This is a genomic window from Pseudomonas sp. CGJS7 (assembly GCF_036961695.1).
On record NZ_JBAMDI010000028.1, the window covers coordinates 1 to 21,083 of the forward strand.

19 protein-coding genes are annotated in these 21,083 nt (G+C 68.3%); 10 read left to right on the forward strand and 9 right to left on the reverse strand.

The genetic code is table 11. From position 1 onward, the window contains the following. Positions 1–38 precede the first annotated feature (38 nt). The 4 genes from phbB (V7787_RS18215) to gluQRS form a co-directional block, all read right to left on the reverse strand. Positions 39–779 (reverse strand): acetoacetyl-CoA reductase, encoded by a 741-nt coding sequence (gene phbB, locus V7787_RS18215; RefSeq protein ID WP_336088926.1) that lies wholly within the window; start codon positions 777–779, stop codon positions 39–41. 165 nt (positions 780–944) lie between these two features. Further along, positions 945–1,445, reverse strand: coding sequence for a polyhydroxyalkanoate synthesis repressor PhaR (phaR, locus tag V7787_RS18220; protein WP_336088927.1), 501 nt, complete (start codon positions 1,443–1,445; stop codon positions 945–947). Between the two features lie 336 nt (positions 1,446–1,781). Continuing rightward, complete coding sequence (gene phbB / locus V7787_RS18225) at positions 1,782–2,522, reverse strand: acetoacetyl-CoA reductase (protein WP_336088928.1); 741 nt, start codon at positions 2,520–2,522, stop codon at positions 1,782–1,784. Between the two features lie 42 nt (positions 2,523–2,564). After that, positions 2,565–3,509 (reverse strand): tRNA glutamyl-Q(34) synthetase GluQRS, encoded by a 945-nt coding sequence (gene gluQRS / locus V7787_RS18230; protein ID WP_336088929.1) that lies wholly within the window; start codon positions 3,507–3,509, stop codon positions 2,565–2,567. Positions 3,510–3,672: 163 nt separating this feature from the next. On the opposite strand from gluQRS, the gene htpX reads away from it, so the two are divergent. Further along, positions 3,673–4,590 carry a protease HtpX gene (gene htpX, locus V7787_RS18235; protein ID WP_336088930.1) on the forward strand — a complete coding sequence of 306 codons (918 nt, stop codon included), beginning with the start codon at positions 3,673–3,675 and terminating at the stop codon, positions 4,588–4,590. A gap of 275 nt (positions 4,591–4,865) precedes the next feature. Here htpX and V7787_RS18240 read toward each other — a convergent pair whose 3' ends face one another. Beyond that, positions 4,866–6,959, reverse strand: a complete 2,094-nt coding sequence (locus V7787_RS18240; RefSeq protein ID WP_336088931.1) for an EAL domain-containing response regulator — start codon at positions 6,957–6,959, stop codon at positions 4,866–4,868. A gap of 178 nt (positions 6,960–7,137) precedes the next feature. Next, positions 7,138–8,169: an EF-P beta-lysylation protein EpmB gene (gene epmB / locus V7787_RS18245; RefSeq protein WP_336088932.1), complete on the reverse strand. Its 1,032-nt coding sequence runs from the start codon at positions 8,167–8,169 to the stop codon at positions 7,138–7,140. A 264-nt stretch (positions 8,170–8,433) separates the two neighbouring features. Here epmB and efp point away from each other — a divergent pair, with 264 nt between their 5' ends. The 8 genes from efp to V7787_RS18285 all read left to right on the forward strand — a co-directional run bounded on the left by efp (position 8,434) and on the right by V7787_RS18285 (position 17,078). Next, complete coding sequence (gene efp, locus V7787_RS18250; protein ID WP_336088933.1) at positions 8,434–9,000, forward strand: elongation factor P; 567 nt, start codon at positions 8,434–8,436, stop codon at positions 8,998–9,000. Between the two features lie 369 nt (positions 9,001–9,369). After that, positions 9,370–10,710 carry a TRZ/ATZ family hydrolase gene (locus V7787_RS18255; protein ID WP_336088934.1) on the forward strand — a complete coding sequence of 447 codons (1,341 nt, stop codon included), beginning with the start codon at positions 9,370–9,372 and terminating at the stop codon, positions 10,708–10,710. Between the two features lie 137 nt (positions 10,711–10,847). Next, entirely contained in the window at positions 10,848–11,633 is a 786-nt protein-coding gene (ubiG, locus tag V7787_RS18260; RefSeq protein WP_336088935.1) for a bifunctional 2-polyprenyl-6-hydroxyphenol methylase/3-demethylubiquinol 3-O-methyltransferase UbiG, read from the forward strand. Next, positions 11,630–12,343 (forward strand): phosphoglycolate phosphatase, encoded by a 714-nt coding sequence (locus tag V7787_RS18265; RefSeq protein ID WP_336088936.1) that lies wholly within the window; start codon positions 11,630–11,632, stop codon positions 12,341–12,343. Before ubiG ends, V7787_RS18265 begins: the two co-directional genes overlap by 4 nt. After that, positions 12,340–13,125, forward strand: coding sequence for a hypothetical protein (locus tag V7787_RS18270; RefSeq protein WP_336088937.1), 786 nt, complete (start codon positions 12,340–12,342; stop codon positions 13,123–13,125). The genes V7787_RS18265 and V7787_RS18270 overlap by 4 nt, the downstream gene beginning before the upstream one ends. An 89-nt stretch (positions 13,126–13,214) precedes the next feature. After that, positions 13,215–14,150, forward strand: a complete 936-nt coding sequence (folE2, locus tag V7787_RS18275; RefSeq protein WP_336088938.1) for a GTP cyclohydrolase FolE2 — start codon at positions 13,215–13,217, stop codon at positions 14,148–14,150. A 250-nt stretch (positions 14,151–14,400) separates the two neighbouring features. Next, positions 14,401–16,206, forward strand: coding sequence for a diguanylate cyclase (locus V7787_RS18280; RefSeq protein WP_336088939.1), 1,806 nt, complete (start codon positions 14,401–14,403; stop codon positions 16,204–16,206). Further along, the gene (locus V7787_RS18285) at positions 16,206–17,078 is read left to right on the forward strand and encodes a hypothetical protein (protein ID WP_336088940.1); all 873 of its coding nucleotides are present in this window, start codon (positions 16,206–16,208) and stop codon (positions 17,076–17,078) included. Before V7787_RS18280 ends, V7787_RS18285 begins: the two co-directional genes overlap by 1 nt. A 10-nt stretch (positions 17,079–17,088) precedes the next feature. On the opposite strand, the gene V7787_RS18290 is transcribed toward V7787_RS18285, so the two are convergent. From V7787_RS18290 to yidD, 3 genes are read right to left on the reverse strand one after another with little or no spacing between them, the layout of a single operon-like run. Continuing rightward, the gene (locus V7787_RS18290; protein ID WP_336088941.1) at positions 17,089–17,946 is read right to left on the reverse strand and encodes a M23 family metallopeptidase; all 858 of its coding nucleotides are present in this window, start codon (positions 17,944–17,946) and stop codon (positions 17,089–17,091) included. After that, the gene (locus V7787_RS18295) at positions 17,943–19,274 is read right to left on the reverse strand and encodes a dihydroorotase (protein WP_336088942.1); all 1,332 of its coding nucleotides are present in this window, start codon (positions 19,272–19,274) and stop codon (positions 17,943–17,945) included. Before V7787_RS18295 ends, V7787_RS18290 begins: the two co-directional genes overlap by 4 nt. Next, positions 19,259–19,561: a membrane protein insertion efficiency factor YidD gene (gene yidD / locus V7787_RS18300; RefSeq protein WP_336089002.1), complete on the reverse strand. Its 303-nt coding sequence runs from the start codon at positions 19,559–19,561 to the stop codon at positions 19,259–19,261. Before yidD ends, V7787_RS18295 begins: the two co-directional genes overlap by 16 nt. A 361-nt stretch (positions 19,562–19,922) precedes the next feature. Between yidD and dksA the strand changes: the two genes are divergently transcribed. Next, on the forward strand, positions 19,923–21,029 hold the full coding sequence (gene dksA / locus V7787_RS18305; protein WP_336088943.1) for an RNA polymerase-binding protein DksA: 1,107 nt from the start codon (positions 19,923–19,925) through the stop codon (positions 21,027–21,029). The last annotated feature ends 54 nt before the right edge of the window (positions 21,030–21,083 follow it).

Consider the following 21,083-nt stretch of genomic DNA (forward strand, 5'->3'; position numbering starts at 1 on the left):
CATTGGCGATGAGCTGCAAGTGGCGCTTGGTCGCTCATTCAGAAGCTCATGAACAACCCGCCATTCACCGGAATATTCGCCCCGGTGATGAACCCCGCATCCTCGGCGGTCAAAAACTCCACCGTGCGCGCGATCTCGCTGGGCTTGCCGAGCCGGCCGACCGGGACGCTGTCGATGATCTTGCTGCGGATGTCTTCCGGCACCGCCATCACCATCGCGGTTTCGCAGTAACCCGGCGACACCGAATTCACCGTCACGCCCTTGCGCGCGACCTCGCGCGCCAAGGCCATGGTGAAGCCGTGCATGCCGGCCTTGGCCGCGGAGTAGTTGGTCTGGCCGAACTGGCCGGTCTGGCCGTTGACCGAGCTGATGTTGACGATGCGGCCGAAGCCGCGTTCGGCCATGCCGTCGACCGCGTGCCGGCACAGGTTGAACACGCCGTCGAGATTGACGTTCAGCACTTCGTCCCAGGCGCGCTTGTCCATCTTGCGCAGGCTGCCGTCGCGGGTGATGCCGGCGGCGTTGACCAGGATGTCGACGCCGCCGTCGCGCGCGCGGATGCGTTCGAACGCCGCGCCGCAGTCGTCGTAGTCGGCGACGTTGGCCGCTTCGAAGCGGATGTCGAACCCTTCGGTCTGCGCGGCGAACTCGGCGATGCGTTCGCTGCGCGCGCCCAGATCCAGCGCCACCACGCGGCGGCCGGCGCGCGCCAGCGACAGGCAGATTTCGCTGCCCAGGCCGCCGATGCCGCCGCTGACGACGGCGATGCGTTTGTTCATGCGTTGTCCCCACTGCACGGCGCGCGCGATGGCGCGAGCCTCAAGTCATACGGAAGGGGCGAAAGGCTTGCGCGTCGACGCGGAGGATTCACGCGTCCCGGCACCGTCCCCACGGCCCGCGAACGGATGCGCGCCGGCGCGCGGCGCGCAAGAAAAAAGCGCGGCTCAACGCTCGCGCTTGGTGTCGGGCTTGCCGTCGGCCTTCGGCTTGGGCGTGACCGGCTGGCCGACGCTGCCGGAAAGGTTCTGCTGGAACTCTTTCCACAGGGTGAGGTTGCGCTCGGTAAGCTGATTCATCATCGCCCACGGGGTCTGCCCGAGCATGCCGCCCATCTGGTTGCGGAACTGCTGCTGCTGATCGAGAAACACCTGCATCGAGCGTTCCAGGTAGTTGCCCATGAAGCCCTGCAGCGAGTCGCCGTAGAAACGGATGATCTGGCTGAGCAACTGGGTGGACAGCACCGGTTCGCCGTCCTGCTCGTGCTCGGCGATGATCTGCAGCAGCACTTGCCGGGTGAGGTCGTCGCCGGAGCGCGCGTCGCGCACTTCGAACTCTTCGCCGTCGACGATGAGCTGGCGCACGTCCTCGATGGTGATGTAGCTGGAGATCTCGGTGTCGTAGAGGCGACGGTTCGGATATTTCTTGATGACGCGAGTCGAGGCCATTGAGCTTTGGCTCTAAAACGTGGTGCCTTGCAGCATGGCGCAGGCCGAGAGGGCTTGCAACAGGGGCGTGGCCGGAAGCGCGCGCGGCGCGGGCGAGGGCGTGCGCGGCAGCCGCGCGAGCGGCGTTGCGCGCCTGCGGCGATGCCTGCGCGAGTGAGAAAAACCCCTTCGAATCAGCGCGAAAACGCGCAAGCGCCGGCGCCGTCCGAACGGTCGTGAACCGTGCGGGTTAATGAACCGGGCGGTTCGCGATCCGCGCGCCGGGGACGGTCTTGCGCGGTCGCTTGCGCGGAGCCGGAGACCTGAACAGGCCTCCGGTCCACGCCAGGCGCGGGCTTACCAACCCATGTACTGGCCGCCGTTGGCGGACAGATTGGCGCCGGTGATCCAGCTGGCTTCGTCGGGGATGAAGAAGCCCACCGCGTAGGCGATTTCTTCCGGCGTGCCCAGGCGGCCGGTCGGAATCTGCGCGACGATCTTGTTGCGCACGTCCTCGGGCACGGCCATCACCATGTCGGTGCCGATGTAACCGGGCGAGACGGTGTTGACGGTGATGCCGAACTTCGCGTTTTCCTGCGCCAGCGAAATCGTGAACCCGTGCATGCCGGCCTTGGCGGCGGCGTAATTGGCTTGGCCGTACTGGCCTTTCTGGCCGTTGATCGAGCTGATCTGCACGATCCGGCCCCACTTGCGCTCGCGCATGCCCTCGATCACCGGACGGGTGACGTTGAAGCAGGAGTTGAGGTTGGTGGTGATGACGTCGCTCCACTGCTGCGAGGTCATGCGGTGGAAGGTCGAATCGCGGGTGATGCCGGCGTTGTTGACCAGGATGTCGACCGGGCCGAGCTGGCGCTCCACATCGCGGATCAGCGCTTCGGCGTGTTCGGGCGAGGACACATCGCCGTGGGCGATGGCGACATCGATGCCCTGTTCTTTCAATTGCGCCTGCCAGGCGCGTCCTTTGGCTTCGTCTCGGTAATTGGTCGCGACCTTGTGCCCCATCTTGGCGAGGCGTTGGACGATCGAGGTGCCGATGCCACCGGTACCGCCGGTGACGAGTGCAACACGGGACTGCATGCTGAGCTCTCCTTGACCGCGAAGGGCGGTCTCGGCCCGATTCTAGACAGCATTCGTGCGATGGTCGTTGTGCATCGCGGCGAGACCGGCGGCGGCTTGCGGAATCTGTGCCGGACTGAACGAAACCCGTGCCGTATCGAGCAATTGCGTGACAGTTTCCACCGCAATCAATGCCTGTTCGTCCTGGCCCAGCGCCCGCCAGACCGCGCGCAGCGCCGGCAGCGGATCGCTCGGGTCGAGCGGGTGGGCGGCGTCGGATTTGGACAGTTTGCGGCCCTGTGCGTCGACCAGCAGCGGCAGGTGCGCGTAGCGTGGGGTCGCCAGGCCGAGCGCGCGCTGCAGCAGGATCTGGCGCGCGGTGGAGTCGAGCAGGTCGGCGCCGCGGACCACGTCGGTGATGGCCTGATCGGCGTCGTCGACCACCACCGCCAATTGGTAGGCCCAGTAGCCGTCGGCGCGGCGCAGTACGAAGTCGCCGACCGTGGCGGCCACGTCCTGGGATTGCTTGCCGAGCAGGGCGTCGTCGAAATCGACCGTGGCCCCATCGGCCACGCGCAAGCGGATCGCCGGCTGCGGCGCGCCGCCGGCACGCGCGCTCACGCAGCGGCGATGAATGCCGCCAGTGGCGGCGAGGTCGCTGCGGCTGCAATGGCAGGCGAAGGCCAGACCGCGGTCGAGCAGGTCGGTCAATGCGGCCTCGTACAGTGCATGGCGCCGGCTCTGCCGCACCACCGCCTCATCGCTGAGCAGGCCGAAACCGGCCAACGCCTGCAGTTGCCGGTCGGCGGCGCCGGGAACTTCGCGCGGCGGGTCCAGGTCTTCTATCCGTACCAGCCAGGCGCCGCCGGCCTGGCGCGCCAACAACCAACTGGCGAACGCGGCCAGCAGCGAACCCGCGTGCAGGTCGCCGGTGGGCGAGGGCGCGAAGCGGCCGCGGTAACCGGCGTCGGCGGCGGAAGCATGTCCGGACAATGAACGGGAACTCACGCAGCGGCGGGATCGGTGTGGATTCTCGTTGAATTAACGGCGACTTCGCCACATTTCAACGCAGACGGCGGGATTTCAGCGAATCCGCCGGGCCCGACAGGGATCGTCGAAGCAAGGCCGCGCCGGGCGCGCGGCCCAACGACGAGACGATTCGACTACGACCATGTTCAAACGCATAGCGCTTTTCCTCGCCACCAACCTGGCCGTCCTGGCCTTGCTCAGTATCGTCATGGCGGTGCTGCAAGGCGTATTCGGCATCCGTCTGAACAACACCGGCGGCTTGCTGGTCATGGCCACGGTATTCGGCTTCGGCGGTTCCTTCATTTCGCTGGCCATGTCCAAGTGGCTGGCCAAGCGCAGCACCGGCGCGTACGTGATCGAGCAGCCGCGCAACGAAACCGAGCGTTGGCTGGTCGACACCGTGCGCCGTCAGGCCGAGGCGGCCGGCATCGGCATGCCCGAGGTCGCGATCTACGACGCGCCGGAAATCAACGCCTTCGCCACCGGCGCCAGCCGCAACAACGCGCTGGTCGCGGTATCGACCGGCTTGATGCGGGCGATGGACCGCGACGAAGCCGAAGCGGTGCTGGCGCACGAAGTCAGCCACGTCGCCAACGGCGACATGGTGACCATGGCCTTGGTCCAGGGCGTGCTCAATACCTTCGTGATCGTGCTGGCGCGTCTGGTCGGCCGGGTCATCGACGGTTATCTGGGCGGTAGCCGCGACGGCGCGCCGGGCCTGGGTTACTACGTGATCGTGTTCGCGCTCGACATGATCTTCGGCTTGTTCGCCAGCATGATCGCGATGTCGTTCTCGCGTTACCGCGAGTTCCGCGCCGACGCCGGTGGCGCGCGTCTGGCCGGCCGGCAGAAGATGATCGCGGCGTTGCAGCGCTTGTCGCAGACCTATGGCGAGAGCACCTTGCCCAAGCAGGTGCAGGCGTTCGGCATCAGCGGCGCGGTCGGGCATGGGCTGTCGAAGTTGATGCGCAGCCATCCGCCGCTGGAGGAGCGCATCGCGGCGTTGCGCAACGCGGCCGATGAGCCGGTGCGGGCTTCGGGGCGGGTGGTGACTCGCTGAGGGGCGCGGTGGATCGGCGGGGCGGCATAAGCCGCTCCTGCGGTTCGCCGGGATACCGCTGGTTTCGCAGCGGTTACAGCTTCGCGGTCGCGGCTTGCGCCGCTCCTACAGGCAGTCGCCGCCGCAGCCGAAGCCCCTGTAGGAGCGGCGCAAGCCGCGACTGCGAGCCTTCGACTACGGTGCGAGCAAACCCGCCCGATCAAAGCAAAAAGCCCGCCGATCGGCGGGCTTTTCATTGCGCAAGTCTTCAGCTTTTTGAATCCCGAATCCCGGCCTTACTGGAAGTCGTAATCCATCTCCGGCCCCGCCGCCGCCAGGAAGTGGCCCTGGGCGTAGTCGAAGCCGGCTGCGAACAGAAAGCTCATGCTGGCCGCGTCCTGGACGAATTCGGCGATGGTCTGCCGGCCCAGTTCGCGCGCCTTTTCGGCGATCTCGCGCACTCGCTGCTGGTGGTCGGGGTTGGAGGTGAGGTCTTCCATGTAGCTGCGGTCGATCTTCAGGAACGCCGCATCGAAATGGTTGAGCAACTGGAACGAATTCAGGCCCGCGCCGAATTGCTCCAGACCCACGCGCACGCCGTAGTGGTAGATCCGCGACTGGAACTCCTGCGCCGCGCGCAGGTTGGTGAACACCTTGGATTCGGGCAGCTGCAACACCAGCAGCTTGCCGTCGGCGCCGTGCTTGGCCAGTTGTTCGACGATGTGCTGCTGCAGGCTTTCGTCCTGCAGCGAGGCCTGGGTGATCTTGACCAGCAAGGTGGTCCGCCGGCCCTGGCGCATGCGCTCGCCGATCACCTGGATCGCGCGGCCGACCACCCAGCGGTCGATTTCCCACAGCAGGCCGTGTTCTTCGGCCACCTGCAGGAACGACAGCGGCTGGACCAGCTCGCCGCCGCCTTCGTCGGCGCCCAGGCTCTGCATGCGCAGGTAAGCCTCGTACATCTCGATCGGCTCGCCGTGCAGGTTGATCAGCGGCTGGTAGTTCATGACGAAGCGGTCGGCGTCGAGCGCGTCGCGGATGCGCGCGACCCAGGCGGCGATGCGTTCTTCCTCGGCGCGGTCGGCCGCGCCGGGGTCGAACAGTTCGATCCGGTTGCCGCCGATGTCGCTGGCCGATTGCAGGCATTGCGCAGCCTTGCCCAGCACCGCGGTGACGCTGGCGATCTTCTCGCCGATCTGCACGCCGCCGACGCTGGCGGTGGCGCTGAGCGAGAGGTGGTCGGTTTCCAGCACGCTGGCGGCGAAGGCCGCGCGCAGCTTTTCGGCCAGGCCGGAGGTGTGCGAATGGTCGCTGTGCAGGGTCAGCACCGCGAACTGGTGCTCGCCGAAACGCGCGGCGATATAGTCCGGGCCGATCGCGCTGCGCAGGCGCTCGCCGCAGGCCTTGATCAGCTGGTCGGCCTGGTCCAGGCCGATTTCCTGCAGCAGTTGGTTGTAGTGGTCAGGTTCGATCAGCAGCAGGCCGTGATGGGCCGAGTTCTGCGCCGCATCGGCGACCGCGTCTTCCAGCGAGCGCAGGAAGGTGGCGCGGTTGAGCAGGCCGGTGACCTGGTCGCGCTGGCGCAGCGCTTCGACCTCGCGCGCCAGTTCCGGATCGACCTCCTGCCGGCGCAGCACCACCTGCAGGCATTGCTCGCCCTCGTAGGTGGCCGCGGTGAATTCCATGACCGCCGGGAAGGCGTTGCCGTCCAGCGCGCGGGCCTGGGTTTCGTAGTTCGGCGGCGGCGCATCGCCCTTGCTGAGCTGCTTGAGCAATTGCTTGAAGCCGTCGACCTGGCTCGGCGCGACCAGATCGAGCAGGGACATGCCCTCGATGTCTTCGAACGACTCGAACCCGAAGATTTCCAGGTACGCCGCGTTGGCGCGGATGTGCATGCCTTCGTGGATGTAGGCGATCGGATCGCGCGAGGAGTCGATCAGCGCGTCGCAGCGGCGTTCGGTTTCGCGCACCTGGGCTTCCAGGCGGCGCAGCGAACGGCGCGCTTCCAGGTCGGCCCATTCGGCGCGGACCACGTTCTGCAGGTGGCCGATGTTGGAGCGCAGCACCACCCCGCGCGCGCCGATTTCCATCACCCCGAGCAGGGCGGCTTCATCGACGGCTTCCATCAGCACCAGCACCGGCAGGTCCTTGCCGCTGGCGTCCACGCTTTGCATCAGTTTGAGCAGCGAGACGTTGCGCGAGTTGCGCGCGGCCAGGACCAGATCCGGCGGGTGTTGCAGGATCAGCGCGGCCAGTTCCTGCTCGTTTTCCGGGCGGGTGGGCCGCACCGCGATGCCGCTGTTGCGCAGTGCGCTGACGATGGCTTCGGCCGCCTCGACGCTGTCGTCGACGATCAGCAAGCGCAGCACCATGTCTTTGCCGAATTGCATTAACCACCTCCGTGGGCCGGTTTTATGACACGAAGCGCCGGCCTCGTCCATGCAAGGACGAGAATCTGTGACCTGTTGAAGGGTTCGATCACGCCGTGGATGCTTTGCCCGCGCGCTTGTGCTTGCGCCGACGTGCTACCGCTGCGTTCCCCGATCAAACCCCAGCCAGATTACAACCTTACAACGGACGCTTGCCTGGGTCGCCTGTCACTTCTCGCACCAGCTTGGGCACCAGGTAGCCGGAGATGCGCGCGGCCAGGGCGCGGTGCAAGTCGCGCGCGGCCTGATCTTCGATCTCGAAATGGGCCGAACCCTGGACCCGGTCCAGTTGGTGCAGGTAATAAGGCAGCACGCCGGCGGCGTAGCTGCGCTCGCTCAGCGCGGCCAAGGCCTCGACGCTGTCGTTGACTCCACGCAACAGCACCGCCTGATTGAGCAAGGTGGCGCCGGCGGCGCGCAGGCGTTGCATCGCCGCGTCGACATCGGCGTCGAATTCGTTGGCGTGATTGGCATGCAAAACCACCGCGACCGGCCAGGGCAGGGCCTGCAGCCATTGGGTCAGCGCGGCATCGACGCGTTCGGGCAGCACCACCGGCAAACGGGTGTGGATGCGCAGCCGCTTGAGGTGGGCGATCGGCGCCAGCGCGTCGGTCAGTTCGATCAGCTTGGGCGTGGCCAGCGACCAGGGGTCGCCGCCGGACAGGATCACCTCATCGATGTCCGTATCGGCGGAGATCGCCGCGACCGCGTCGCGCCAGCCGGCGGCGGCGGCGGTTTCCTCGGCGTAGGGGAAGTGGCGGCGGAAGCAGTAGCGGCAGTGGATGGCGCAGCTGCCGGTGGCGATCAGCAGGGCCCGGCCGCGGTACTTGCGGATCACCCCGTGGCCGGCCTTGGCCGCGCCGTCGCCGACCGCGTCCAGGCTGAAACCGGGCATCGGCCGCATTTCCTGGTCCAGCGGCAGCACCTGGCGCAGCAGCGGGTCGGCCGGATCGCCCGGGCGCATCCGCGCCACGAAGCCGCGCGGCACCCGCAGCGGGAACTGCGCGGCGGCCTCATCGGACAGGCCCAGCGCGGCCTCGGACAGGCCGAGCAGGGCCAGCAGCTCGCGCGGATCGCGCACCGCATCGCGCCACAGCGCCTGCCAGCGCGGCGGGGCGGCGGCCCCCTGGGGGGCGGCCGGATGCGGGACGGGTTGCGCTGCAGGTATCATGTGGGGCTAGCCTTCAGGGTTCCGATTACGGCGCCCGGGCTCCGACCACGCGGAAAACCGCTGCGGACGGGGCTGGCGCAGCCCGACATTCTAGCCTTCCGTCGCCGGCATGGCGGTCCGCACGCGCTTCAGGCGCCGGCGGCCCGGCCGCGGACGGGGCCGGCGCGGGGCGGCGCCGCGACGACGGCAGCGGACGGTCCCGGCCCAGCGGCGGGGGCGGCCGGACCCAATCACCGCCACATTTTCATTTGCAGGAGTTTCAGCATGGCCAGCCTAGGCATGAACGACGTCAAGACCGGACAGAAGATCCTGGTCAATAACGACCCGTGCGTCATCACCGAGACCGAGTACGTCAAGCCGGGCAAGGGCCAGGCCTTCACCCGCATCAAGTACCGCAGCATCAAGTCCGGCCGCGTGGTCGAAATGACCATGAAGGCCACCGACAGCGTCGAACAGGCCGACGTGGTCGACACCGACATGCAGTACCTGTACTCCGACGGCGAGTACTGGCACTTCATGAATCAGGAGTCGTTCGAGCAGGTCCAGTCCGACAAGAACGGCATGGGCGGTGCGGAGAAGTGGCTCAAGGGCGAGGAAGAGTGCGTGGTGACGTTGTGGAACGGCGTGCCGATCGCGGTGCAGCCGCCGAACTTCGTCGAGCTGAAGATCACCGAGACCGACCCGGGCGTGCGCGGCGATACCTCCGGCGGCGGCGGCAAGCCGGCGACCCTGGAAACCGGCGCGGTGGTGCGCGTGCCGCTGTTCGTCGGCCAGGAAGAAACCATCAAGGTCGATACCCGTTCGGGCGAGTACGTCAGCCGGGTGAAGTGACGTTTCGGCCCGTGGCCGCCCTGGCGGCCACGGCTTTGCCGAAACGTCATCCCCGCGGACGCGGGGATCCAGTGCCTTTGCTTTTGCCGTTGCGGTCGTTTCGCCGTTGCCGCGCGCAAGCAACAAAAGCAACGGCAAAATGGGTTCCGGCTTTCGCCGGAATGACGGTGGTGGGGTGTTCCGATCCACCCAGCGCCTCGCTCCGCCCGCTTGCGCGTACGACGCGTCCGCGCAGCGAGCCGCGGCGCTAAAGCGACACCCGAACGCGGCCCGCAGCAACGGCCGCGTTTTCGCAACACCCGGCCGGCCCGGCCACGGGGCGGCATTCCCCCATGCGGCCAGCGCATCGGCCCAGACAGCGAGCAGCGTATGACTTCCGAACTCCAGCCCGTTCCCTGCGACTTGTTGATCGAAGCGGGCTGGGTGGTGCCGGTCGAGCCGCATGCGCTGGTGCTGGAAGACCATGCCGTGGCGGTCAAGGGCGGCGTCATCGTCGACCTGCTGCCGATCCACGAGGCGCGCGAGCGTTACGCCGCGGCCGAGACCGTCAGCCGCCCCGATTCGGCGCTGATCCCGGGCCTGGTCAACGCCCACACCCACAACCCGATGACGCTGCTGCGCGGCATCGCCGACGATCTGCCGCTGATGGAATGGCTGCAAGGCCACATCTGGCCGGTCGAGGGCGCGGTGATCGGCCCGCAGTTCGTCGAAGACGGCATCACCCTGGCGATCGCCGAGATGCTGCGCGGCGGTACCACCTGCGCCAACGAAAACTATTTCTTCCCCGACGTGCAGGCCGCGGTCTACAAGCGCCACGGCTTCCGCGCCCGGGTCGGCCTGCCGGTGATCGATTTCCCCACCGCCTGGGCCAAGACCTCCGACGAATATTTCGACCGCGCCGGCGAAGTCCACGACCTGTGGCGCGACGACGCGATGGTCGCCACCGCGTTCGCGCCGCATGCGCCGTACACGGTCAGCGACGCCAATTTCGAACGCATCCGCATGCTCGCCGATCAGCTGGATCTGCCGATCCATCTGCACACCCACGAAACCGCGCAGGAAGTCGCCGATTCGATCAAGCAATACGGCCAGCGCCCGTTGGCGCGGCTCGATCGCCTGGGTCTGGTCACCGACCGCCTGATCGCGGTGCACATGACCCAGCTCACCGACGCCGAAATCGCCCTGTGCGCCGAGCGCGGGGTCAGCGTGGTGCATTGCGCCGAATCCAACCTCAAGCTGGCCTCGGGCTTCTGCCCGGTGTGCAAGCTGCAGCACGCCGGGGTCAATCTGGCGATCGGCACCGACGGCTGCGCCAGCAACAACGATCTGGACATGTTCGGCGAAACCCGCACCGCGGCGCTGCTGGCCAAGGCGGTCGGCGACGACGCCAAGGCGCTCGATGCGTTCAGCGCGTTGCGCGCGGCCACCCTCGGCGGGGCCAAGGCGATCGGCTTCGACGACAGGATCGGTTCGATCCAGATCGGCAAGCAGGCCGACCTGGTGTGCGTGGATCTGAGCCCGCTGGAAACCCAGCCGGTGCATCACGTGGTCTCGCAGCTGATCTACGCCACCGGCCGCCATCAGGTCGGCGACGTGTGGATCGCCGGCCGCGCCAAGCTGCGCGAGCGTGCGCTGGTCGACATGGACACTGCGGCGCTGGTCGCGAATGCGCGGCAGTGGCGTACCCGCATCGCCGCGATCCAGCGCTGATCCCAGCGCCCGCGGCGGCGGAGCGGGGCGCGTCGTCGCGCCGCGTTAACACCCGCCGGCCCGGGCTTGATTCAAACTAGTTTCGTGCGCGCCGTCAGCGGTCGCGCGGCATCGACGGCAGTGAAGAGCAGGCAGGCATGAGCGCAGCGAGCAACCCATCCGGTTCGAATCAGCACGGCTCCGACGGGCACAGCGCTGGCGAGCACGACAACTTCAGTCAAGCCGAACTCGACAAGTTCGGCGCCCTGGCCAACCGCTGGTGGGATCCGCAGGGGCCGCAGAAGCCGCTGCACGCGCTCAATCCGGTGCGCCTGGACTACGTCGCCCAGCGCGCGCCGCTGCGCGAGGCGCAGGCGCTCGACGTGGGTTGCGGCGGCGGCTTGCTGAGCGAAGCGCTGGCGGCCGCGGGCGCGCAAGTGATCGCGATCGATCTGGCTCCGGAACTGATCAAGGTCGCCAAGCTGCATCGGCTGGAAACCGGCGTCGCGGTGGATTACCGCTTGCAGCCGGTGGAAGCGCTGGCGGCCGAGCGGCCGGGCTCGTTCGACGTGGTCACCTGCATGGAAATGCTCGAGCACGTGCCCGACCCGGGCGCGATCGTCCGCGCCTGCGCGAGTTTGCTCAAGCCGGGCGGGCGCTTGTTCCTGTCCACCCTCAACCGCACCCCGGCCGCGTTCGCGCTGGCGATCGTCGGCGCCGAGTATCTGGCGCGGCTGCTGCCCAAGGGCACCCACCAGTACCGCGATTTCATCAAACCCTCCGAGCTGGCGCGCTGGCTGCGCGAGGCCGGGCTGGAACTGGAAGACGTCAGCGGCCTGATGTACGAACCCTGGCGCAACGGCGCGCGCCTCACCTCGCGCACCGACATCAACTATCTGGCCTGCGCGTACAAGCCCGACGCCGCGCAGGCGTCGGCCGCATGAGCGCGCCGGCCGCGGCGCCGAACGGCGCGGAACGTCCGCACACCGCATTTCCCAAGGCGGTGCTGTTCGACCTGGACGGCACCTTGCTCGACAGCGCGCCGGACATGCTGGCGGTGGCCAACGCCATGCGCGCGGACCGGCAGTTGCCGCCGATGCCGATGCAGCCGCTGCGCGCGCAGGTCTCCAAGGGTTCGCGGGCGATGCTCGGTGCGACGTTTCCCGATCTCGATCCGGCCGAACGCGATGCGCGCGTGCCCGAATTCCTGGAGCGCTACGAGCGCGAACTCGGCCGGCACGGCGCGCCGTTCGAAGGCGTGGAAGCGATGCTGTCGGCGCTGGAAGCGGCCGGTTGCGTATGGGGCATCGTCACCAACAAACCCGAATATCTGGCGAGCAAGCTGATGCCGCTGCTGGGCTGGCAGACGCGTTGCGCGGTGCTGATCGGCGGCGACACCTTGAGCGCGCGCAAGCCCGATCCATTGCAGCTGATCGTCGCCGCCGAACGGATCGGCATCGCGCCGCAGGATTGCGTGTACGTCGGCGACGACGAACGCGACATCATCGCCGCGCGCGCCGCCGGCATGGCGTCGGTGGTGGCGTTGTGGGGCTATCGCCTGGACCACGACGATCCGCTCGCCTGGCAGGGCGATGCGCTGATCGACTCGCCCGCGCAGTTGGTCGAGGCGGACGCATGGCCGGCGACGCGATGAATCCCAAGCTCGCCGCCGATGTCGATGCCGCCTCGCAGGAGCATGCACCCCAGGAGCATGCATCCCAGGAGCAGGCGCTGCAGGACTTCGCCGGCAAATGGCGCGCGCGCTGGCCGGAATGGTCGGTGGCCGAGGTGTTCGTGCCGCGCGCGCAGCGCGGCGTGGCGGTGGCCTGGGCGGCGTTGCAACAAGAACTCACCGACGCCGCCTGGGGCGGCGCCGACGCCTTGCCCGGCGAGGCCAAGCTGGGTTGGTGGATGGAAGAATTGCAGGGTTGGCGGATGAACCGCCGGCGCCACCCGCTCGGGCTGGCGCTGCAGCGGCTCAATGCGCCCTGGGGCGATCTGGCCCTGGCCATGCCCGGCCTGCGCGACAGCCGCGAGCGCCCCGGCGACCGCGGCGAAGCCTTCGACAGCCTGCTGCCGCTGGCCACCGCGATCAGCGCGATCGACGCGGCTCTGTTCGAACCGGTGCCCGGGCAGCTGCCCGAGGCGGCGGTGCCGGCGATCCAGTCGAGCCTGCTGGAATCGCGGCTGGTGCTGCAGGGCGACGCGGCGGTGCCGCTGAGCGTGGTGGCGCGGGCGATGGCGCGTCCGGGCGAGGGCGCGGCGGTGGAATGGAACCGCGAACTGCTGGCGCAATGGCCGGCGCGGTTCGGCGCGACCGTGCCGCGGCGGCTGTGGACCGCGCTGGCCCACACCCGGCTGCAGCGCGGCGACGCGGCCCGGCCGCTGTCGCCCTGGACCGCCCTGCTGGCGGCCTGGCGCGGCGCCCGCAACTGAGCGTTGCAGGGCCGGGCGGGGGCGATCCGGCCCGGCCCGGTAGAATGGCGCCGTTGCGTTGCCCCCCACGCGCCCCCATTAGTTGCGTTGTGAATACTCCCCAAACCCCCTCGCGTTCCGCCTTGCCCGATGTCGCCTTCGACGCCGCCGCCGCCGCGCGCGCGCTGGACTGGGTCGGCATGTCCAACATCGCCTTGCCGCTGCGCATCGCCGGCAGCGACGGCCAGCCGATCCAGGTCGCCGCCTCGGTCGACGTCTCGGTAAATCTGCGCGACGCCAACGCGCGTGGCATCCACATGTCGCGGATGTACCTGCATCTGCAAAACGCGTTCGCCAGCGAAACCCTGACCCCGGCCGGCCTGCGCCGCGCGCTGCAAAGCCTGATCGACGGGCAGGGCGGCATTTCCAGCGCGTCGCGGCTGGTGCTGCGTTACGAACAACTGCTGCTGCGCCCGGCGCTGGCCAGCCAGAACGCCGGCTGGAAGCGCTACCCGGTGGAGATCGACGCGCGCCTGATCGACGGCCATCTGCACCTGGGCCTGCGTTTCTCGGTCGAATACTCCAGCACCTGTCCGGCCTCGGCGGCGTTGTCGCGCCAGCTCAACGCCGAACGTTTCGCCGCCGATTTCGCCGCCGCCCATCCGCTGTCGACCGCGGTGGTCAGCGATTGGCTGGCCTCCGAGCGCGGCCTGGCCGCGACCCCGCACGCCCAGCGCAGCCGCGCCGACGTGCGCGTTGAACTGCGTCCGGCCTTCGATGAGCTGCCGTTGGTGGGCTTGATCGATGCGCTGGAACGCGCGCTCGCCACGCCGGTGCAGACCGCGGTCAAGCGCGAGGACGAACAAGCCTTCGCCAAGCTCAACGCCGAGAACCTGATGTTCTGCGAAGACGCCGCGCGCCGCGTGGCCGCGACCCTGTCGGCCGATCCGCGGATCGAGCGCTTCGACGCCGAAGTCGCGCACTTCGAAAGCCTGCACGCGCACGATGCGGTCGCGCGGGTCACCGGGCAGGGCGCGCGCGAGTAAACGCGCCGACCGATCGCGGGACACCGCGTTGAATCCGCCCGGATGGGGGCCAGGATCGGCCCGTTCCGGTAGCCGTGGCACATGCAGGGCACGGTGTAGGATCACGTTCTGATTCGGCAGAGTTGGTGCGGCAATGCATGGAGGCGTGTGCGCGGACACACTGCGAGGCGGAAACCGTGATGGTCCCCACCCCCGGGATGCAGGGCCCTTGGGCTATGCTCCGATCACCAGACTAGTGACCGGAAGGGGCATGGGGAAACCCTGGCGTCGTGGCTGGCAGGCCCTGTTGGTTCTGCTGGGGATATTTGCGGTGGCGGCGATCGCGTCGGCGCAAGACGTAAGCCTGCCTCCCGCCGATGCATCGGCCAATGCCATCGCGCAGGCCCCGGTTCCGCTCGAGCGTCCGGCGCCGCTGACCCGTTCCGACCGCGAACCCTACGACCCCAGTTCCTACCGCGCGCCTTCGCTGAGCCTGGCCCGGCTGGGACAGGATCCGGTGCCCGCGCGGGTGATCGCCGGCGAATTCGATCGCCGCTTCGAGGCGGTGTCCGGCAATGAAATCTGGGCGCCCAAACGCCAGCCGGTGTGGTGGCGGGTCACGCTCAATCAAGACGTGGATCCGATCGATTCGCCGCAGCTGACCATCTCGCGTCCGTATCGACGCGAAATCGAACTGTGGCGGCCCGGCGACGAATTGCCGTTGCGGCGTTCGATCTACGGACCCGACACCGACCTCAACCATTCCACCCGCAAGATCGTGTTCCCGTTGCCCCTGGGCTTGCGCAAGGGCGACACCCTGTACCTGCGGGTGATGGCGACCGATCTGTCGCCGTCGAAGGTGACGATCCAGCCGCTGGCCCAGGTCCAGCGCGACGACATGCGCCATGTCGCCCTGCGCAGCGTGGTGCTGACCGCGATGGGCGTGGTCGCGGTGCTCGCGTTCGGCTTCTGGGCCGGCTTGCGCGAACGCGGTTACGCCTATCTGGGCCTGACCCTGGTGCTGCAGATCCTGACCTTGACCTCCGACGGCGGCGAGATGCGGGTGGTGCCCTGGCTCAACGAGATCGCGCCCGACACCCGCGCCAACATCGTGCTCAACACCGCCGCGGTCTTGGCCAGCATCCGCTTTCTGATCTTCTTCCTCGGCTTGCGCACCACCCAGCCGCGGGTCGCGCAGATCCTGGATTGGTGCAGCATCTCGCTCGGCGCATTGCTGGCGCTGACCTTGTTCCGCACCTTCAAGTACAGCGCGCTGTACGGCAATCTCAATCTGCTGATCGTGATCGTGGTGATCCTGTACTGCGGCTTCGTCGCCACCTGGCGGCGGCAGCGCGAAGCGTATTTCCTGTTGCTGGCGTGGTTGCCGTTGATGGCGCTGCTGGTGGCCCTGGTCGGTTCGCGCCATCAGTGGTGGCCGGAGTTCGCCTGGCTGGAATACACCTTCCCGATCGGCCTGGCCTTCGGCGGCCTGGGGCTGCTGCTCGGCCTGACCACCAAGCTGCAACAACTGCGCCGCGACCGCGACACCGCCAACCGTCTGGCCACCTACGACAGCCTGACCGGCGCGATGACCCGCGCGGCGATTTCGCAAAGCCTGCGCACCGCGGTGGAAAGCGCGCAGCGTTCGCACCGGCCGTTGTCGGTGGTGTTCTTCGATATCGACCACTTCAAGCGCATCAACGACGAGCACGGCCATCGGGTGGGCGATGAAACCTTGCGCATCGTGTCCTTGCGCACCCGCAATCGTCTGCGCGCTTACGACTTGTTCGGCCGTTACGGCGGCGACGAGGTGTTGGTGGTGTTGGCCGATACCCATCTGCGCGACGCGGTGCGGGTGGCCGAGCACTTGCGCGAATCGGTCAGCGGCAGCCCGCTGTCGATCGACGGCCGCCTGTTGCCGGTCAGCCTGAGCCTGGGCGTGGCCGAGCTGATGCCGGGCGAAACCCCGGAGCAGTTGCTCGAACGCGCCGACGCGGCGCTGTACACCAGCAAGTCCGCCGGCCGCGACCGGGTCACCGGGCACAGCGTGGAGATCGAGCGCGAGGTGGTGTCGTGATGCCCGACGGCGGCTCGCCGGCGCTGGCGTTCCAGGCCGCGCAACTGCGCACCGGCGACGTGCTGCTGATGCGCGCGCGCGGCCCGCTGGCGGCGTTGACCGCCTGGTTCGGCGAGAGCGCTTACAGCCACGTCGCCTTGCTCGGCCGCGCCGGGTATCTGATCGAAGTCGCCGCCGGCGGCGTGGTCGAACGCGCGTTGTCGCAGCGCCTGGACGATCCGGCGCTGATCGCGGTGGACGCGCGCCGGCCGATGGGCACGGCCATCGACCTGCAGGACAACGAGCGCATCGCCGTGCTCGCGCATGCCTTGTCGCTGCGCCGTCAGGGCTTCGCCGGCGATGCGCTGGCCGCGCTCGGCCGCGCCGCGGCGCTGCGCGACCGCAGTCTGCCGGCGTCGCCGCAACTGCGCGCGGTGCTGAGCGAAGCCTTGGGCCACGCCGCGGCCGAACCGGCGGGGGCGATGAGCGCGAGCGAATTCGTGTACCGCTGCTTCGCCGAAAACCCGGCCCAGCCGCGCGGACGGCTGGCGCCGCTGCTGCCGCTGGCCGCGCCGTCCTCGGCGCCGTTTCCGTCGTTGGATTGGGACGGGTTGTGGCGCGAAATCGCGCCTTGTTTGCGGCCGGCGCGGCGCGAAGCGTTGCGTCTGGACGAACACGGCCAACCGGCGTCGGCGCAGCACGTCGGCGAGGACGAATTCGCCGAAGCGCTGGCCCAGGCCCGGCAGCGGCTGGGATTGATGGAGCGCGGCAACGGATTTCTGGCCGCGTCCGGGCCGCGGCTGCCCAATCCCAAGTGCGTGCGTTTGCGCGATCTGGAATCTTCGCCGTCGTTCGCGCCGCTGGGCGCGCTGCTCGACGCCGCCCCGATCTGATCGGCCGGCGTTACTGCGTCGCCTTGGCGCGCTCCAGCACCAGCAGCGGATCGATCCGCACATCGAACCAGTTCATGCCCCAATGCAGATGCGGGCCGGTCGCGCGTCCGGTCGCGCCGACCGCGCCGATGACCTGACCTTGGGCGACCCGATCGCCGAGCTTCACATCGATCCGCGACAGGTGCAGAAAGTTCGAACTCACCCCGTGCCCGTGGTCGAGCAACACGGTGCCGCCGGTCAGGTACAGATCGGGCCCGACGAAGGTGATCACGCCCGCGGCCGGCGCCTTGATCGCGGTGCCGGTGGGCGCGGCGATGTCCATGCCCGAATGGCCGGAGCCTTTTTGCCCGTTGTAGACGCGCTGATTGCCGAAGCGTCCGCTGATCCGCCCCTGCACCGGCCAGATGAAAGGCTGGGCGAAATCGGCGCGATCGTCGTCGCGCGCGCGCGCCGCCACCACCTGCGCCTGTTCGCGCTCGATCCGCGCGGCGATCTCCGGCGGCGGATTGACCGTCTTGGGCGGAACGCCCTGGATGTATTCGGTCGGAAACTCGCGCGGCGTCACCGCGATGCGCGCGGTTTCGGCCCGGCCCGGCGCGATCTCCACCTGCACCGTCAGCGGCCCGGTCGCGTCGCGGCCGACGCCGAACACCACGCTGCCGTAGCCGGTGGTGCGCAACTGCCTGTCGCCGTAAGTCACCTTGCTGCCGGCGGGCACCTTGCCGATCACCAATCCGCCTTGCGAAACCGCCGACGGGAACACCACCCGGGTATCGGCCGGAGCGGCCGCGGCGGCCGGGGTTTGCGCCAGCGACGCCGCGGCCGGCGCCAGCAACGCCAGCGCCAGACTCAATACAGCCAACTTCATCGATCGAAGGCCAGTCGCTGCCCGTTCGGCGTGCCGACCAGTTTGGCGCCGTCCCAGGCCAACACGCCGTTGACCCAGGTCGAGGCGATGCGCGAGCGGAAGGTGCGGCCTTCGAACGGCGACCAGCCGCACTTGGACAGCACGTCCTCGCGCTGCACGGTGTAGGGCGTGTCGTCGATCAGCACCAGGTCGGCGAAGTAGCCCTCGCGCAGAAAGCCGCGGTGCTCCACGTCGAACAGCTTGGCCGGCGCGTGGGCGAATTTGTCGACCACCTGGGCGGTGCTCAAACGGCCTTCGTGGACCAGTTCCAGCGCGGCGTTGAGCGCGAACTGCACCAGCGGCAGGCCGCTCGGCGCCGAGGTGTAGGGACGCGCCTTTTCTTCCAGCGTGTGCGGGGCGTGGTCGGTGGCGAGCACGTCGATCACGTCCGCGGCGACCGCGCGGATCAGCGCTTCGCGGTCGGCCGGGTCCTTGATCGCCGGGTTGCACTTGATCAGATGGCCGAGCTTGGCGTAATCCTCGCGGTCGAAGCGCAGGAAGTGGATGCAGGTCTCGGCGGTGATGCGCTTGCCTTCGATCGGGCCGGGCTGGAACAGCGCCAGCTCATCGGCGGTGCTGATGTGCAGCACGTGCAGGCGGGTGTTGTGCTTGCGCGCCAGCGAGATCGCCAGCTCGGTGGATTTCTTGCAGGCCTGGCGCGAGCGGATGTCGGGATGGAACTCGGCCGGGATGTCGTCGCCGTACTTCGCCTTGTAGATGGCGAGCTCGGCGTCGATCATCGGCGTGTCTTCGCAGTGGGTGATGATCGGCGTGGGCACGTCGCGGAAGATCGCGTCCAGGGTGACCGGATCGTCGACCAGCATGTTGCCGGTGGACGCGCCCATGAACACTTTCACCCCCGGCGCGGTGCGCGGATCCAGCGACTGGATCGCGGCGAGGTTGTCGTTGCTCGCGCCCAGGTAGAACGCGTAGTTGCCCCAGGCGCGGCCGGCGGCGCGGCGGTACTTGTCCTCCAGCGCGGCCGCGTCGAGCGTCGGCGGGTTGGTGTTGGGCATGTCCATGAAGGTGGTCAGCCCGCCGGCCACAGCCGCGGCCGACTCGGTGGCCATGTCGGCCTTGTATTCCATACCGGGTTCACGGAAATGAACCTGATCGTCGATCATCCCGGGCAGCAGGCGCCGGCCGTTCGCGTCGATCACGGTTTCGCCGCCGCGTCCGGACAGGCCCGCGCCGATCTGGGCGATGCGGCCGTCCTCGATGCGCAGGTCGCCGTCGTACTCGCGACCTTCGTTGACCAGGCGGGCGTTGACGATCAGGGTCGATGGCATGAGCAGTGGCTTCCGGGTGGCGAAGTGGGGGAATCGGGTCGGTCGTGCGGACCGCGGTCGGCGGTGTCCTCGCCGGTGCCGGGCACCGGGTCGTAGCCGCCTGGGTGCAGAGGATGACAGCAGCCGAGGCGTTTTAGCGTGAGCCAGCCGCCCTTGAGCGCGCCGTAATGCCCGATGGCCGTCATCGAATACGACGAACAGCTGGGATGGAAGCGGCAACGTTGGCCGAGCAGCGGGCTGATCCAACGTTTATAGCCACGAAGCAAGGCGATGAGCAGGCGGGCGATCACGTTTCCTTAATGCCGGCAACGGTAGTGACAGGAGCGGGGAATAAGCGTGCGGGCGTGCCCGCGCAGGGCGCTATTTTACGCCGCGATCGGCCGCGCACCGTGCGGTTGCCGCGGGTGCCGCAGCAGGGTATAACAGCGCGCTTTCCCCAAACAAGGCAAGTGCAAGACGAAGGTCCGCCGCGGCGCGGAAACGCTGTTGCCGAGCTGCACGGACCGGGCGAAAACCGGCGTACTGTCGGATTTCACTTGCGGTCATCGAACGCATGTGCATTTGATGGCCGGGTGGGTCATGCTTGGCCCGCGATGTCTCCGGACCGCGTTCGGAGGCGCCCTCAGGGAATAGAAGGACAAGCCGCTCGTGGCAGTGAAAAAACCTGCGAAGAAGGCCGTCAAGGCCGCCAAGAAGACCGTGAAGCCGGCTGCGAAGAAGGCGGCCAAACCCGCGGTCAAGCCCGCGCCGAAGAAAACGGCCGTTACCAAGCCCGCGGCCAAGAAGGCGGCTCCGGCGAAAGCGGCGGCCAAGAAGGCCCCGGCGGCCAAGCCGGCCGGCAAGCAGGTCGCGGTGGCGAAGAAGGCGGCCCCGGCCAAGCCGGCGGCGGCCAAGAAGCCCGCCGCCAAGCCGGCACCGGCGGCGAAGAAGGCGGCGCCCGCGCCGGCCAAGTCAGCACCGGTCAAGGCGGCACCCAGTAAACCCACGGCAGGCAAGGACGTAGCAACAAAGAAGCCGGAGCTTAAAAAAGTTGAAGCGAAAAAGCCCGAAGCTGTGAAGCCCAAACCTGCGCCCGCCGTCAAACCGCCCGCGGCGCAGCCCCCCGCCCAGGAGGCGGCCGCTGCCAAGCAGGCCGACCGCATCTCCGAACAAAGCAAGAACACAGTGACCCAATCAGCATCCAGCAAGACCCCGGCGGGCAAGCCCGCCACCACGACCGCCCCCGCGGCGGCCCCGCGTCCGGCCGGCAAGGTGGCCGTGGCCGTGACGGTCAAACAGCCGTCGGCGCCCGCGCCGAAGACCAAGGTCAAGGTCGTGCCTTACAAGAACGATCCGGCCACCGGCCGTCCGCTCGTGCCGGAAGGCTATAAGCCGGCCGCCGATGAGGAATACATGAGCGCATTGCAGCTCGAGTATTTCCGTCAGCGCCTGATGCAATGGCGCGCGGACCTGGTCGAGGAGTCCAAGCAGACCATCGAGAACCTCAAGGACGAAGTGCGCGACGTCGGCGACGAAGCCGAACGCGCGACGCGCGAGACGGAGAACTCGTTGGAGCTGCGCACCCGCGACCGTTACCGCAAGCTGATCAGCAAGATCGACAGCACCCTCAAGCGGGTGGACTCCGGCGACTACGGTTTCTGCGTCGACACGGGCGAGGAAATCGGCCTGGAGCGCCTGGAGGCGCGCCTGACCGCCGAGCGCACGATCGACGCGCAGGAGCGTTGGGAGCATCTGCAGAAGCAGATGGGCGACTGATCCCAGCCGCTAGCGCGTTGCGAAAAAAGCCCGGCTCCGGCCGGGCTTTTGCGT

Coding starts and splice junctions, on each gene's coding strand:
- phbB (WP_336088926.1), bottom strand. CDS start 779: ATGAACAAACGCATCGCCGTCGTCAGCGGCGGCATCGGCGGCCTGGGC.
- phaR (WP_336088927.1), bottom strand. CDS start 1,445: ATGGCCTCGACTCGCGTCATCAAGAAATATCCGAACCGTCGCCTCTAC.
- phbB (WP_336088928.1), bottom strand. CDS start 2,522: ATGCAGTCCCGTGTTGCACTCGTCACCGGCGGTACCGGTGGCATCGGC.
- htpX (WP_336088930.1), top strand. CDS start 3,673: ATGTTCAAACGCATAGCGCTTTTCCTCGCCACCAACCTGGCCGTCCTG.
- V7787_RS18240 (WP_336088931.1), bottom strand. CDS start 6,959: ATGCAATTCGGCAAAGACATGGTGCTGCGCTTGCTGATCGTCGACGAC.
- epmB (WP_336088932.1), bottom strand. CDS start 8,169: ATGATACCTGCAGCGCAACCCGTCCCGCATCCGGCCGCCCCCCAGGGG.
- efp (WP_336088933.1), top strand. CDS start 8,434: ATGGCCAGCCTAGGCATGAACGACGTCAAGACCGGACAGAAGATCCTG.
- V7787_RS18255 (WP_336088934.1), top strand. CDS start 9,370: ATGACTTCCGAACTCCAGCCCGTTCCCTGCGACTTGTTGATCGAAGCG.
- ubiG (WP_336088935.1), top strand. CDS start 10,848: ATGAGCGCAGCGAGCAACCCATCCGGTTCGAATCAGCACGGCTCCGAC.
- V7787_RS18265 (WP_336088936.1), top strand. CDS start 11,630: ATGAGCGCGCCGGCCGCGGCGCCGAACGGCGCGGAACGTCCGCACACC.
- V7787_RS18270 (WP_336088937.1), top strand. CDS start 12,340: ATGAATCCCAAGCTCGCCGCCGATGTCGATGCCGCCTCGCAGGAGCAT.
- V7787_RS18280 (WP_336088939.1), top strand. CDS start 14,401: ATGGGGAAACCCTGGCGTCGTGGCTGGCAGGCCCTGTTGGTTCTGCTG.
- V7787_RS18285 (WP_336088940.1), top strand. CDS start 16,206: ATGCCCGACGGCGGCTCGCCGGCGCTGGCGTTCCAGGCCGCGCAACTG.
- V7787_RS18290 (WP_336088941.1), bottom strand. CDS start 17,946: ATGAAGTTGGCTGTATTGAGTCTGGCGCTGGCGTTGCTGGCGCCGGCC.
- V7787_RS18295 (WP_336088942.1), bottom strand. CDS start 19,274: ATGCCATCGACCCTGATCGTCAACGCCCGCCTGGTCAACGAAGGTCGC.